This is a genomic window from Frankia sp. R82 (genome assembly GCF_023716925.1).
Taxonomy (GTDB): domain Bacteria; phylum Actinomycetota; class Actinomycetes; order Frankiales; family Frankiaceae; genus Frankia.
Genome location: NZ_JAMQQG010000067.1, coordinates 1 through 13,898, shown reverse-complemented (window position 1 = coordinate 13,898; position 13,898 = coordinate 1). Strand labels below are relative to the sequence as shown.

The window sequence follows — 13,898 nt, the reverse complement described above, 5'->3', positions numbered from 1 at the left end:
TCTCCGGGCCGCCCGCCGCCCCGGGGTCGCCGGGCACACCGGGATCGCCGGGCAAGCCCGCCTCAGCCGCTACTCCACCGTCGTCCGCGAAGTCCCCCTCGCCGGCCGCGTCACCGTCGCCGGCCGCGTCACCGTCGCCGGCCGCGTCACCGTCGCCGGTGAGGCCCGCGCCGTCGGTAAGGCCCGGATCACCGGGGAGTCCGGCTCCGTCGGGGAGTCCGGCGCGGTCAGCAGGTCGGGCCACCACCGGCCGGGATGCCTCTGCCGGGCCCAGTTCCGTCCCACCGCCTTCCCGGTCGGCGACTTCGGCGACAGCTTCGGCCACCCGCGCCGTCGGCACCGGCACCGGCACCGGCACCGGCACGGACGACACATCTGCCCGGTCGGGGTCGGCCGGTGCCGCGGCGAGCGGCCTCGAAGCGGGAGCGACCCCGGGACGTCGTGAGGCGGCGCGTACAGAGGCTGCGGCGCTGCCCGCCCGGGCTCGGCCGCTCTGGTTCGATCATGATGTCCCGCTTCCTGGCGACACGCCGGCCAGCGCGTTGCTCGGGCCCGCATCGCCATCGCCAGGACAGCGGCCCAGCGATGGCGACCAGACGCCGGTGGACTGGTTCGGCGCCCGACCGGCTGACACCCCCCGCGCTGCCCCGAGCAGGTCGAACGGCCCGAGCAGGTCGAACAGCCCCGGTCCGAGCGGCACGGCGGTCAGCCTGGCCGGTGCATCCGAGCAGCACGGACAGGACGGCGACGCGGACACCGCCCGATCCGTCGCCGGCCGCGAAGGACGTACCGCCCGGTCCACGAGCGCCGATCGGGAGACCGTCAGCCAGCGCCGGGCGGACCCGTCGCCGCTCGACCCACCGACCATGCAGGTGGCGCTGCGCCGAGACCCGGCAGCGGACACTCCCGCCTCATCCACACCCGCCCCCCGACCTGCCGCCGACACACCCCGACCGGCGGATGCCGCCCGGTCCGTGGAGGCCACGCTGGCCTCGCCGGTCGTCCGTCAGATGTCTGCGCGGGATACGGCTCGGATGCCCACGCGCGACGCGCGGCCGGAGCCCGTCCAGTCCGAGCGCGGCGCAGACCCGGCGGAGGGCTGGCGTCCATCCGGCTCACGACGGGACCGGAACCCGGCACGGGATCCGGACGGCGCGCATGCGTCGCAGGCCGGTGGGTCGGTCCCGGCCGCGGTCATGCCTGTCAAGACAGCGACCCCAGCGACGTCGCCTGCAGCCACGTCGACGCAGAAGGCTGTCGGGAAGGCACGGCAGACAACCGATCCGGTGCGGGTCCGGCCGGTCGCGGTGCTGGCGGTGCTCGTGGGGTCGATCGGGGCGGGCGCCGGAAGTGTGCTGCCGTGGAGCTCGCTGTCCGACGGTGAACAGACCCGCAAGTTCAGCGGCCTCGTCGTCGGTGACGGCCGGGTCGTGCTGGTGCTGGCCGTCGGACTGGCTGCGATGGCGCTCGCCCGGCTGGCATACCGCCCGTTCGGCGCCGGGCGGGCCGACATCCCGTTCGCTCAGCTGAGCGCGGGTGCGATCGTCGTCCTGACCGGGCTGGACCGGATGTACGGGCCGCCGACGCTGGCCTCCTTCCGGGCGGTCGGAAACGACGTGATCACCATCCGTCCGGAGGGCGGCATCACGTTCACCCTGGTGTCCGGTGTGCTGGCGCTGGCCGGTGCCGCCGCCCTGCGGGTTCGTTCGGCCGGACGGGCCGAGACGGACGCCGGGTGAGCGCCCGTCGGTGACCACCGGGCGCTCGCTGGTGCGATCGTCGGCGCGGCATGGTACGACCGTCAGGGGCGGTCGCCGGCCTCCCCGGCGGCGTCGGACGGTGGTGGGTGGTGACAGATCAGCATCGCAGCCCGTGGGCACGCCCCGCGGACGCGGAACGTGGCGATCAGCCTGGGCCGCTGCCGCCGCCGAGAACCGTCCCGCCGAGCGCGGCTGACGACCGCCCCGCCAGCGACGACTGGTCTGGCAGCGGCGACCGGCCTGGCAGCGACAGCCGGTCTGCTGTCAACGAGCGGCCTGGCGGCGAGGGTCGGTCCGCCCGGCTGGACGAAAGCTCTGCCCGGGTGGCGGCCGAGGTGCGGGTGTGGCGGGCCCGAGCCGCGGCGACCGCCGATCCGGCCTGGTCACGGGAGGGCGCGGCCGAGACTGACGGACCGGACTGGGGGCGCGCGTCGACGACTCCGATCATCGCGGCCCCGTGGGAACTGCCGTCTTCGCCCGGATCGGCGCCTGGGGAACCGCCGACCGGCGGCACCGTCACCGCGGCGAGTGGTCGCCGCCGCGGCATGCTGGCCGGCCCGGTGGCGATGGGCGCCGGGCTCGGCGTGATCGTCGCGTCCGGGATGCGCTGGGCGACCGTGCGGGCGTACGGGTTCATCGAGTTCTCGCTGCGGGGGACCGATCCGGGGCAGCACGGGCGGCTGACCGTCGTGCTCGGGATCCTCGCCGTGCTGGCCGGGCTGCTGCTCACCGGCCGCCACCCGGAATGGGGCCGGCTGCTGGCTGCCGTGGCCGGGCTGATGGTGGCGGTGACCGCGATCGTCGACCTGACCCGGCTGGACGGATCCGGCCCGTTCGAGGACAGCGGGCTGGACGCGAGCGTCACGATCGGGCCCGGCGTGTGGCTGGTGCTGGTCTGCGGGCTGTTGGTGTTCGCCGCCGGAATCATCCGACCCCGACCCCGGGCCCGTCGGACGTCCCCCATCAGGGGGACACCCGGTTAAGGGATGTGGGGTCATGACGACAAGCCTGGACATCGGGCACCATAAAGGAGGTCAAGGGTGCACGGGGGGAACGGCCAGGCGCGGTCGGGGGACACGCCAGGTCCGTTCAAGCCCTTGGCCTCAACGCGCGCCTCGATAGCCGGGGAGTGGCGCGGGGGCGCCTACCGGGCACGGGGACCCGGTAGGCGTCAGTCGATGGGCGCTGGCATCGGGATGCCAGCGCCCATCCGACTCTGTCGGGTCGGGTCAGACCCCGTCGATGTGGCCGTCCTCGATCGCCCGCTTACGAAGGTCGATCTTCGTGCCCGCGTCCCGGCCCACGCGGCGGTACTTCTGCCGAACCCGGTCGATGTACTGCTTGGCGGTCTCCGGGGACACTTCCATCCGGCGGGCGACGGTCTTGAGCGGCATGCCGGTCGCATACAGCCGCAGCGCCTCGGCCTCCTTGGGCGACAGCGTCGGCCGGTCCGGTGAGTCATCGGTGAGCAGCAGGAACGCCAGCTGTGGGGACACCCATCCACTGCCCGAGGCGGCTGCCCGGATCGCCGTGGCCAGCCCCTCCACATCGTCGGTCTTCGGCACGTAGCCGCAGGCCCCGGCAAGCATCGCCGTGCGGACCGTGGCCGCCGTGGCCGCCGCGCTGAACACGATGACGGCGCGATCCTCGGCGAGTAGCCGGCGGATGTTGTCCGGTGGCCTGGTGTCGTCACCCAGATCAAGATCGAGAAGGATGACCTGGGCCTTCGCGCCGGGGCCGCGCAGCAGCACGTCGATCGACGGGGCCGTGCCGATCAGGTCGAATCCCTCGACGCCGTGCAGCAGGTCGGCGAGGCCGCGCAGCACGATCGGATGGTCGTCTACCGCGGCAATGGTGATGGTGTCTGCAACTACTGTGCCGTCCTGTTGGCTCATGCTGGTCCAGTCGGTCATCCCGGACGAGCGACCGGGACGGGCAGGCCCGCCACGGCCGTTTCGGGCCTCTGTGCCCGCTAAGTGGGAACGTGGGGGCGCTCCCATGGTGCGCAGGCGGTCGGGGTCCGTCCGCGCAACGTCCACTATTTCAGCAGATCCCTACCGGACGTCACCACCCGGTTTCCATTCGCGCAACCGGGTGGAAACATCCGTCTGGCGGGAACCGGTCTGGCGGGACGTCAGCGGGCGAGGGTGGCCAGGGCGTCGGCGAGCCGGTCGAGATCGGCTGGGGTGTTGTAGGCGTGGGCACTGGCACGTAGCAGGGGGCCGTGCAGCTCGCGGGCGCGGACCGCGGGAATGGCGCTGGTGAGGATCTGATGCTCGCGGTAGAGCCGGTCGCGGACGGCGAACGGGTCGATGCCCGGCGGTGGCTGCAGCGTGATGATGCCGCCGTTGGTGCCGGTCGGGTCGACCAGGTCGGCGGGTCCGCGTTCGCGGACCCGGAAGCCGCCGGCCCCGTCAAGGACCTGCCGTCCATGCGCCCCAAGCGCTGCCACCTGGGCGAACACCTGCGCGGGGCCGGCGTCGACGAGCTCGACGAGCGCCTGGGCGAGCCCGATGCGGGCGACCACCGAGGACTCCCCGACGCTGATCCGCGCCGCGCCGGGCAGGGGATCGGGCGGGGCCGGCGGAGCGAGCGGTGTGGATGGTGCGGCGCGACGGTCGTCCCGGCTGGCGGCACTGTACAGGCTGGGGACGCCGATGCCGAGCCGCTCGACCGTCCCCGGGCGTAGCGCGACGAAGCCGGCGCCCCGCGGCCCGCGCAGCCATTTGCGCGACGTCCCGACGTAGGCGTCGGCCCCGATGCCGGTGGCGTCGAGCTGGCCTGCCGACTGGGCGACGTCGACGATGAGCCCCACCCCGGCGTCCGCGCAGCGCCGGCCGAGCGCGCCGGCCGGCTGTGCGATGCCCCGCTGGCTGGGGACCTGCGGGAAGACGACCAGGTCAAGGCGTTCGAAACCGCCCCCCGCGGCACCCGGACCGGCTGCGCCGCTCTCAGTCAGGCCTGACCGGTCGAGGGTGTCAAGGTCGATGCGGCCGTCCTCGTCCACGGGCAGGTCGAGCAGCGTGGCGCCGATCCGGGCGGCGAGCGACTCCAGCACCAGCCGATTGGAGCCGTACTCGCTGGGGATCGTGGCGATCCGCGCCCCGGCGCGCAGCGGCCAGGCTGCCAGCAGCGTGGCGAACGCACTGCTGGCATTGTGCTGGAACACCACGTCGTCGGCCCGCAGCCCGGGTCCGAGCAGGTCGGCGAGGGTGGCGCTGGCCGTCGCCAGGGCGTCGGCCGCCGCCACCTCGGCGGCGTAGGCCCCCAGTTCGCTCTCCGCGCGCAGGAACACCGCCTGCGCCTCGAGGGTCGCTCGGCTCATCCGGGCGGCCCCGGCCGCGTCCAGATGCGTGAGCTGGCCGGATGCGCTTCCGGCGCCGGGTGTCCCGCCGAGGCCAGGCGTCCGGCCGGTGCCGCTGCTGTCGCCGGTCATGTCAGCTCGTCCGTCCTGGCAGGTTCGTCCACCCGGATGAAGTGTAGGTCAGCTGGCGTGGTCCGGGACGACCTTCGCGACGATGTGCTCGGCGATCGCCAACGATGCGGTGGCGCCGGGGGAGGGGGCGTTGCGCACATGGACGACGCGGCCGGAGTGGGCCAGGACGAAGTCGTCGACGAGGCTGCCGTCGCGGGCGACCGCCTGGGCCCGCACCCCGGCCGGGCCGCGCACGACGTCGTCGGCACGCAGCTCGGGGACGTAGCGGCGGGCCTCGGCGACGAACGCCCGCTTGCTGACGGTGTGCATGACCTCCTTCGCACCGGTCTTCCAGTGCGTGCGGGCCATCTTGTGGAAGCCCGGCCAGCCCAGGGTGCGACGCAGGTCGGCGGCGTTGAGCGTGCCGACGCTGTAGCCCTCGCGGGCGGTGGCGAGCACCGCGTTCGGGCCGACGAGCACCTCGCCGTCGATGCGCTTGGTCAGGTGAATGCCCAGGAACGGGTAACGCGGGTCCGGCACCGGATAGATCAGACCGCGCACCAGCTCACGCCGCTGCGGGCGGAGCAGCCAGTAGTCGCCGCGGAACGGGACGATCTGTGGGGACGGGTCCTCGCCGGTGAGCGTCGCGACCAGGTCGGACTGCAGGCCCGCGCAGGTGACGAGCAGGTCGAACGGGCCGATCCGCTCGGTGACCTGGGAGACCCGCCCGCTGTCGTGCGCGGCGGTCGCCCGGGTGCCGTTGGGACGCGCGTGGGCCGAGGCGCGCACCGTGAGGGTCAGCTGCACGCCGTCGGACCGCTCGTCCACGCCGACGACCTCGGCGCCGGTGCGCACCGCCCCGCCCGCGGCGACGATCTCGGTGCGCAGTGCCCGGGCGACCCCGACGTAGTCGACGATGGCGGTGGTCGGGGAGTGCAACGCGGCGACGCCGCGAGCGTGCGGCTCGACTGCGCGCAGCTCGGCGGCGTCCAGCATCCGGGTGGCCGGCACGCCGTTGGCCACCGACCGCCGCTCGATCTCGGCAAGCCGTTCGAGCTCGCTGTCGTCCACGGCAACGACGATCTTGCCGCACTCCTCGTAGCGGATGTCATGCGCGCCGCAGAACTCCCGCAGCAGACCGACCCCGCGCCGGCACAGCGTCGCCTTCAGCGAACCGGGGACGTAGTACAGCCCGGCGTGCACGACACCGCTGTTGCGCCCGGTCTGGTGGCGGGCGACATCCGGCTCCTTCTCGAACACGGTCACCGTGGCGTCGGGCTCGACCTGCCCGAGCCGTCGAGCCACCGCCAGCCCGAGAATGCCGCCGCCGATCACCGCGATGCGCCGCGCCACGCCTGTCCCCTCACCGTCACCGTTGACCGACGCCTCGACCGGGACCGTTGCCGGTTTCCCGGCCCGGCGCCCGGCCCGGCACGCCCTGTCCGGCGTGCCTGACCGGCATCCTTGCCCGACGCGCCGACGCTACCTTGCGTGTCAGCCGAAGAAGTGGCCGGGCGGGTCGGCCAGGTCGGTGCGCGAGCGCGGCACACCGCGCAGCGCATCGGTGAGGGTACGAGCGGTGTTGACCAGCGGCACGTGGCTGAACGCCTGCGGGAAGTTCCCGGTCATCCGGCCCAGGCGCGGGTCGTACTCCTCGGCGAGCAGGCCCACGTCGTTGCGCAGCGACAGCAGTCGCTCGAACAGTTCCTGCGCCTCCTCCACCCGCCCGGACAGCGCGTAGTTGTCGGCGAGCCAGAAGGTGCAGGCGAGGAACGCGCCCTCGCCGGCGGGCAGACCGTCCACCGCGCCGTCCTCGGCGGTCGGGTAGCGCAGGACGAACCCGTCCTCCATCAGCTCGCGCTCGATCGCGCCGACCGTGCCGACGACCCGCGGGTCGGTGGCCGGCAGGAAGCCGACCAACGGCATGTACAGCAGCGCCGCGTCCAGCTCGCGGGAGCCGTAGAACTGGGTGAACGTGCCGCGGTCGTGATCGAAGCCGCGGGCGCAGACCTCGGTGTGGATCTCGTCGCGCAGCGCCGACCAGCGCTCGACCGGGCCGGGCAGCCCCGACTCGACGATGCCGCGCACCGCCCGGTCGGCGGCGACCCAGGCCATCACCTTGGAGTGCACGAAGTGCCGCCGCGGCCCGCGAACCTCCCAGATGCCCTCGTCGGTCTTGCGCCAGCCGGTCTCGAGGAAGTCCATCAGCTTGGTCTGCAGCGGCCAGGAGTCGTCCCCGTGCGCCGGGGCACCGCCGACGCCGGCCAGCGGCGCACCGTTCGGGGTGACCAGCCCGGGCACCCCGGGACGGCGCCCGGCGACGGCCATCCGGGCGACGTGCAGCGCGTCGAGGACCTCGCCGTAGACGTCGAGCTGGAACTGGTCGACGGCGGCGTTGCCGACCCGCACGGGGGAGGACTGCTCGTAGCCGGGCAGCCACGGCACCTCGTACTCGGGCAGCCGGCGTTCACCCGCGACGCCGTACATGATCTGCACCCGGGACGGGTCGCCGGCGACCGCGCGCAGCAGCCATTCCCGCCAGGCGGTGGCCTCGCTGGTGAACCCGGCATCGAGCAGGGCGAGCAGGGTGATGGTGGCGTCGCGCAGCCAGCAGTAGCGGTAGTCCCAGTTGCGCACCCCGCCGATGTGCTCGGGCAGCGAGGTGGTGACGGCGGCGACGATGCCGCCGGTCGGCGCATAGGTCAGCGCCTTCAGGGTGATCAGCGAGCGGCGCACCGCGGGCTGCCACTGGCCGTCGTAGGTGCAGCCGGCCATCCAGTCCGACCACCACGCCTCGGTGAGGGTGATCATGCGGCGGACGTCCTGCGCCGGCGGGGTGCTCTGGTGTGACGGCGTCCAGGTCAGCGAGAACGGCACCGACTGGCCCGCGGCCACGCCGAACTCGGCGTAGGTGGCCATGTCGTGCCCCTCCATCGGGGCGGTGGTACGCAGTGTGATCGCGTCCGGCCCGGCGACCGCGGCGATCGTGTGCTCGTCCACCCGGCGCACCCACGGCACGATCGAGCCGTAGTCGAAGCGGAACCGGGTCTCCGAGCGCATCCGTACCGCGCCCTCGAGGCACTCCACCAGGCGCAGCACGGTGTGGCTGCCGGCGTGCGGGAACATCGCGTCGACGATGCGCACGGTGCCCGACGCCGTCGTCAGGTCGGTCTCCAGCACCAGCGTGTCACCCCGGTAACGGCGGCTGACGCCGAGGACGGGCTCGACCGGCGCGATCTGCCAGTGACCGTGGTCAGGGTCACCGAGCAGCGCGGAGAAGCAGGCCGGGGAGTCGAACCGGGGCAGGCAGAGCCAGTCGATCGATCCGTTGCGGGACACCAACGCCGCGGAATGGGTGTCGCCGATCAGCGCGTAGTCCTCGATCAGGGATGGCACGGCCGGTTCCTCGCTCCTGTGGGCATGATCGCCAATGTGGGTGGCAGCACAAAGGCGTTCACCATACGGAGTCCGGCGGGCGGCTAGGTTGGGGGTCTGGATTTCCGAGTGGTCCACTCGTTATCCGGACCAGTTTTCCTTCCCCCGCGTGACAGGAATCACATCGTGGCAGTATCGTCGCCGACCGCTGTTGGGCGGGCCTGGCAGTACGTCTCCGCCCCGCAGCGCCGCCTGGCCTCGGTGGCTGTGAGCCTCGCCGTGATCGGTCTGATCGTGTTCGGGGTGTACGCGTCGGTGAGCGCTCCGCCGCCGTTGCAGGAGGCGGTGGTGTACTTCCGGCCGGACGCGACGACGGCCCAGAAGGACGCCGCCCGGGCCGCCTGCCCCACGGTCGGCAAGGCCGTCCAGGAGCCGCCGGACCGCAACAAGCTCGTGTCCAGCCGGGTCTACCCGCTGCGCTACAACGTCAGCGAGGCCTCCACCGAGGACCGGGCCGCCGTCTACGCCTGCATCTACCGCCAGCCCGGCGTCAACGGCATCAACCAGGAGACCCAGGGCCAGTAGCGCGCCCCGCGGTGCCTCGCCTGGCGGCTAGGCACCGCGGGTGTGCACCCCGGCCTGCTCGCGTTCGGCCTGCTCACGTTCGGCCTGTTCGCGGCGTTCGATCAGCTCGGCCGGGGTGGGTTCACCGTGTTCGCGGGCCTGCCGAGCCTGCCACAGGCTGACGACCATCGTGGCGAGCACGACCAGACCGCTGAAGATGATGCTGCCGCCACTCCACGGCGAGGACGCGGGCAGAGCGTCATCGATGATCCACACGATGCCGGCGGCAACCATCGCGAGGCCGAAAAGGATCGTGAACACCGAGTACAACGGGCGGGCGGCGGCCTGGTCGGCGAGGTCGGCCGCCTTGCTGCGGGCCTGCTCGAAGCGGCTGCGCGCCCACTCGTACTCCAGGCTCAGAATGAAGAACCCCAATGCGATGACGAGGAAACCCGGGCCGGGCAGGGCGAGCAGCGCGATGCCGACGCCGAGCACGGCCAGGCCCAACACCGTCACGGCGATGCGGCGCAGCAGCCGGGCACTTCCAGAAAACACCTCGCGCGACTCCCTGTCGGACGGTGGGCCCTGCCAGCCGGTTGGCCCGGCGGTGACCGGCGGGCCGGTCGGTGACGGCGGGCCCTTCCTGTGAGGTACCAACGTCGCGCGCCGCGCAATCGTGGCAGTGCTCTCGTTGCGGCCCGTCGACCTGCGCTGTTGTCGTCCACGACACGCCGGCAGGGGCCTCGGGCGGCGCGGGCGGGGGCGCTGCGCGCGAACTATGTGCGTACATCGGTCGTTGGCTAGGGTCACAGCCGGGCTGGCGACCCGCCCGGCTGGGGCGCCACCGGCGACCACCGGGCCGGCGACCACCGGGCCGGCGACCACCGGGCCGGCGACCACCGGGCCGCGACATCAGCAGGGACGCCCACGGCGATATGGGCTGGAACGCGCGAGAGGGCTGTTGTGGACATCGAGGAGACGGCGCTGCCCGGCATCGGGCTGCGCCACGACTTCCAGACCCGGGGCGGACGGCGGGTGGGTGTGGTTTCCCATCATCACGGCCGGCGTGACATCGTCCTCTACGACGTGCAGGACAGCGATGCCGTGGGCGAGTGCATCACGCTCACCGCCGAGGAGAGCGACGTGCTTTCCGAGCTGCTCGGTGCGCCCCACTTCGTCGAGAAGCTGGCCGACATCAGCAGGGTGTTCGCCGGTCTGGTCGGCGAACAGATCACCATCACGCCGGGCTCGCCCTATGCCGGTCGACTGCTCGGTGACACCCAGGCTCGCACCCGCACGGGGGCATCCATCGTCGCCGTGGTGCGCGACCATGTCGTGCAGGCCTCGCCGCGACCGGACTTCCGGTTCGAGGCCGGGGACATCGTCGTGGTCGTCGGGACGCCGGAGAACACCGCGTCCGTCGCGACGTTGCTCCGCACCGGTTGACGGCGGACGGCCGCCGCGAGTGCACGCGACAACCACCATCTTCCTCGAGCTCGGGGCCGTTCTGTTCGCCCTGGGCGTCCTGGGCCATCTGGCCATCCGGGTCGGCATCTCGCCGATCCCGCTCTACCTGCTCGGCGGCCTCACCGTCGGCCACGGCGGGTTGATCTCGCTCGGTGCGAGCGAGGAGTTCATCGAGATCGGCGCCGAGATCGGCGTCGTGCTGCTGCTGCTCACCCTGGGCCTCGAGTACACCGCCAGCGAGCTGCTGTCCGGCCTGCGCCAGGCGGCACCCGCGGGTGTGCTGGACCTGGTCCTCAACGCCCTGCCGGGCATCGTCGCGGCGTTCATCCTCGGCTGGGGGCCGACCGCCGCCGTCGTGATGGGCGGCGTCACCGCCATCTCGTCGTCCGGGATCATCGCGAAGGTCCTCGGTGACCTGGGCCGGCTCGGTAACCGGGAGACCCCGGTGGTCCTGTCGGTCCTGGTGCTCGAGGACCTGGCGATGGCGGTCTACCTGCCGGTGCTCACCGCACTGCTGGCCCATCAGACGTTCGCCCGCGGCTCGCTGACCGTCGCCATCGCGCTCGGCCTGCTCGTCGCCGTGCTCTTCCTGGCGGTGCGGCACAGCGACAAGGTCACCCGGCTGGTCTTCGACCCGAAGGCCGACCGCAACGACGAGATCCTGCTGCTGCGGGTACTCGGCCTTGCGCTGCTGGTCGCCGGGCTCGCGCAGAAGATGCAGGTCTCCACCGCGGTGGGGGCGTTCCTGGTCGGCATCGCGCTGTCCGGCCCGATCGCCGAGGGCGCGGCGGAGGTACTCAGCCCCCTGCGGGACCTGTTCGCGGCGGTGTTCTTCGTGTTCTTCGGGATGCAGACCGACCCCGAGTCGATCCCCTCGGCGCTGCTCGCGGGCTCGCTGCTGGCCGTCGCCGGCATCACCACGAAGATCATAACCGGCTGGTGGGCGGCGCGTCGCGCTGGGATCGGCACGATGGGCCGGTTCCGTGCCGGGGCCGCGCTGGTGGCCCGCGGCGAGTTCTCGATCGTCATCGCGGGCCTGGCCGTCGCCGCCGGGATCGAACCGAAACTGGGACCGCTGGCCGCCTGCTACGTGCTGCTGATGGCGATCACCGGCCCACTGGTCGCCCGGTTCGTCGAACCGGCCACCCGCGCGGTCCGCAAACGGTTGCCGGCCCGCGCCTGACCGGCCGCCGCCCCGCCCCGCCCGCCGCGCGCCGCGACCCACGGACCGACCGCCGCCCTGCCCCTGCAGCGGTCGCTGACCTGCGCTGCCCGCCGCCCGCCGACCCCGGCGGCGACGCTGTGCGGCGGGGACTGCTCGCAGCGGACACGATGTTTGGCAGGATGCGGCCCATGAGCGGTCTTCTCGAAGGTAAGCGCATCCTCGTCACCGGCGTCCTCACCGAGGCGTCGATCGCCTTCAGCGTGGCCCGCATCGCCCAGGAACAGGGCGCCCGGGTGGTCCTCTCCGGCTTCGGCCGGGGCCTTTCCCTGACCCGACGCATCGCTCGCCGGCTGCCCACCGAGGCTCCCGTCGTCGAACTGGACGTCACCGACGAGGATCACCTCGCCGGTCTCGCCGAGCGGGTGCTCGAGCACGTCGACGGCCTGGACGGCGTGCTGCACGCGATCGGCTTCGCCCCCGAGTCGGTGCTCGGCGGCAAGCCGTTCGTCGAGGCGGCGTGGTCCGAGGTCGGCACCGCCCTGCAGGTGTCCACCTGGTCGCTGGCCTCGTTGACCCGGGCGAGCCTGCCGCTGTTCGGCGAGCGGGCCTCCGTCGTCGGCCTCGACTTCGACGCCTCGGTCGCCTGGCCCTCCTACGACTGGATGGGCGTCGCCAAGGCGGGCCTGGCCTCCGCTGCCCGCTATCTCGCCCGCGACCTGGGGCCGCGCGGGGTGCGGGTGAACCTCGTCGCCGCCGGTCCGCTGCGCACGATGGCGGCCAAGAGCATCCCCGGCTTCAGCCAGTTCGAAGACGTCTGGGACGGCCGCGCGCCGCTGGGCTGGAGCGTGCACGACACCACCCCCGCCGCCCAGGCCTGCGTCGCCCTGCTGTCCGACTGGTTCCCGGCGACGACCGGCGAGGTCGTCCACGTGGACGGCGGCGTCCACGCGGTCGGCGTCTGAGCGGTCGGCGGCTGAGCCGGCGCGGTCGGGCGGCGGTCGCTACCGGGGGGCGGTCTCGTCGAGCAGGTCCAGGGCGGCACCGATGATCGTCTCCAGGGGGACGGGGGTGTCGCCGGGACCCGGCGGGTCCAGGCCGGGGGCCGGCGCGGCGGAGCCGAGGGTGGAGATCGGGTCGCCATGGACGCCGGCCAGGAAGGCGAGCGACCGGGGATCGCCGTCAACAACGGTGATCATGGGTGTGCGCCGCGTTGCCGGCAGGATCTCGGTGAGCAGCGCGTCACTGCCGGGCACGAGGCCGCGCCTGGCCTGCAGGGCTGCGAACACCGCGTTCGGTGAGGTCAGGCACAGCACGCTCACCTCGCGGCGCAGACCCGCGCGCAGCCGGGCCGCGGCGCCCAGCACCTCCGGGAGCACCGAACCCACCCCGACCAGGGTGAGGATCGCGTCCGGGCCACCGTCGTGGAGCCGGTAACCGCCGGCGAGGGTCAGGGCGTGGCGCTGGCGCAGGGCGGCCGGATCCGTCGGCACGGCGGCGAGTCGCTGGTCGACCGGCCGCGCACTGAGCCGGACCAGGCTGGACGCGCCGCCCGGCCGGGCCAGATTGCCCAGACCGGCGAGCAGGCACCAGGCGAGATCCTGGGCGAACGCCGGCGTCCACACCGTGGCGATGCCGGTGGGCACGCCGTCGCCGCCACCGTAGGCCAGCGCCCGGGCGGCCGGATCGAGTCCGGTGTCGGCGACCACGAGCATGCTGCGGGCGTCATTGCTGGCGGCGGCGAGCCAGCTCGGCACCACCTGACCCGCGGCCACCTCGTCGGCCACCCCGATCGGCAGCAACGGCAGTCCCTGCCGACTCCACGCCACCCCGAGAGACGCGAGCACCCCGCCGAACGCCGACGCCGACAGCCCCCCGGCCACATGCCGCCCGGCGGCGGCCAGCCAACCGGCCAGCACCGGATCGGCGGCCCGGGTGCTGACGGTGACCAGGGCCGCGGCGGCCTGCGGAGCCAGGCCAGGCAGGTCACGCAGCAGGTGACCGAGGGCCTCCTGGGTGGAGGTCACGCCGTCGGTGGGGCGGGCGACATGCCCGGGCACCGGCGCGGCCTCACGGGGCGCGATCGGCGCGCGGTCCAGGTAGGTGCCGACATGTCGGGCCAGCCGGCGCGCGCCCGGGGTCCACGGCACGGGCG

The 13,898-nt window shown here is 73.4% G+C and carries 13 protein-coding genes and 1 pseudogene; 7 read left to right on the top strand and 7 right to left on the bottom strand.

From position 1 onward, the window contains the following. Positions 1-445, top strand: a 445-nt coding sequence (locus tag ND747_RS13730) for a hypothetical protein (protein WP_251733946.1), incomplete at its 5' end; no start/stop codon positions are given. Between the two features lie 57 nt (positions 446-502). On the opposite strand, the gene ND747_RS13725 is transcribed toward ND747_RS13730, so the two are convergent. Beyond that, positions 503-700 (bottom strand): hypothetical protein, encoded by a 198-nt coding sequence (locus ND747_RS13725; RefSeq protein WP_251733945.1) that lies wholly within the window; start codon positions 698-700, stop codon positions 503-505. A gap of 586 nt (positions 701-1,286) precedes the next feature. Between ND747_RS13725 and ND747_RS13720 the strand changes: the two genes are divergently transcribed. Together ND747_RS13720 and ND747_RS13715 are read left to right on the top strand one after the other, a co-directional pair. Continuing rightward, positions 1,287-1,739 carry a hypothetical protein gene (locus tag ND747_RS13720; protein ID WP_251733943.1) on the top strand — a complete coding sequence of 151 codons (453 nt, stop codon included), beginning with the start codon at positions 1,287-1,289 and terminating at the stop codon, positions 1,737-1,739. Between the two features lie 110 nt (positions 1,740-1,849). Next, complete coding sequence (locus tag ND747_RS13715; RefSeq protein WP_251733941.1) at positions 1,850-2,743, top strand: hypothetical protein; 894 nt, start codon at positions 1,850-1,852, stop codon at positions 2,741-2,743. 246 nt (positions 2,744-2,989) lie between these two features. Here the strand turns inward: ND747_RS13715 and ND747_RS13710 are convergent, their stop codons facing one another. The 4 genes from ND747_RS13710 to ND747_RS13695 all read right to left on the bottom strand — a co-directional run bounded on the left by ND747_RS13710 (position 2,990) and on the right by ND747_RS13695 (position 8,571). Then, positions 2,990-3,655, bottom strand: a complete 666-nt coding sequence (locus tag ND747_RS13710; RefSeq protein ID WP_251733939.1) for a response regulator transcription factor — start codon at positions 3,653-3,655, stop codon at positions 2,990-2,992. 239 nt (positions 3,656-3,894) lie between these two features. Next, positions 3,895-5,196 carry an aminotransferase class V-fold PLP-dependent enzyme gene (locus ND747_RS13705; protein WP_251733932.1) on the bottom strand — a complete coding sequence of 434 codons (1,302 nt, stop codon included), beginning with the start codon at positions 5,194-5,196 and terminating at the stop codon, positions 3,895-3,897. A 48-nt stretch (positions 5,197-5,244) separates the two neighbouring features. Then, on the bottom strand, positions 5,245-6,528 hold the full coding sequence (locus tag ND747_RS13700; protein ID WP_251733930.1) for an L-2-hydroxyglutarate oxidase: 1,284 nt from the start codon (positions 6,526-6,528) through the stop codon (positions 5,245-5,247). A 141-nt stretch (positions 6,529-6,669) separates the two neighbouring features. Continuing rightward, positions 6,670-8,571, bottom strand: a complete 1,902-nt coding sequence (locus ND747_RS13695; protein ID WP_251733928.1) for a glycoside hydrolase family 15 protein — start codon at positions 8,569-8,571, stop codon at positions 6,670-6,672. Between the two features lie 165 nt (positions 8,572-8,736). On the opposite strand from ND747_RS13695, the gene ND747_RS13690 reads away from it, so the two are divergent. Beyond that, entirely contained in the window at positions 8,737-9,135 is a 399-nt protein-coding gene (locus ND747_RS13690) for a hypothetical protein (protein WP_251733927.1), read from the top strand. Between the two features lie 27 nt (positions 9,136-9,162). Here ND747_RS13690 and ND747_RS13685 read toward each other — a convergent pair whose 3' ends face one another. After that, a complete protein-coding gene (locus ND747_RS13685; RefSeq protein ID WP_251733925.1) occupies positions 9,163-9,669 on the bottom strand; it encodes a PGPGW domain-containing protein in 507 nt (168 codons plus the stop codon). A gap of 408 nt (positions 9,670-10,077) precedes the next feature. Between ND747_RS13685 and ND747_RS13680 the strand changes: the two genes are divergently transcribed. From ND747_RS13680 to fabI, 3 genes are all read left to right on the top strand, one after another. Next, on the top strand, positions 10,078-10,560 hold the full coding sequence (locus ND747_RS13680; protein WP_251733917.1) for a cation:proton antiporter regulatory subunit: 483 nt from the start codon (positions 10,078-10,080) through the stop codon (positions 10,558-10,560). A gap of 19 nt (positions 10,561-10,579) precedes the next feature. After that, a complete protein-coding gene (locus ND747_RS13675; RefSeq protein ID WP_251733916.1) occupies positions 10,580-11,764 on the top strand; it encodes a cation:proton antiporter in 1,185 nt (394 codons plus the stop codon). 170 nt (positions 11,765-11,934) lie between these two features. Beyond that, positions 11,935-12,708: an enoyl-ACP reductase FabI gene (gene fabI / locus ND747_RS13670; protein ID WP_251733914.1), complete on the top strand. Its 774-nt coding sequence runs from the start codon at positions 11,935-11,937 to the stop codon at positions 12,706-12,708. A gap of 39 nt (positions 12,709-12,747) precedes the next feature. Here fabI and ND747_RS13665 read toward each other — a convergent pair. Continuing rightward, positions 12,748-13,898 (bottom strand): annotated as a pseudogene (locus tag ND747_RS13665) (pyruvate dehydrogenase); the annotation flags it as partial.

Coding starts and splice junctions, on each gene's coding strand:
- ND747_RS13705 (WP_251733932.1), bottom strand. CDS start 5,196: ATGACCGGCGACAGCAGCGGCACCGGCCGGACGCCTGGCCTCGGCGGG.
- ND747_RS13710 (WP_251733939.1), bottom strand. CDS start 3,655: ATGAGCCAACAGGACGGCACAGTAGTTGCAGACACCATCACCATTGCC.
- fabI (WP_251733914.1), top strand. CDS start 11,935: ATGAGCGGTCTTCTCGAAGGTAAGCGCATCCTCGTCACCGGCGTCCTC.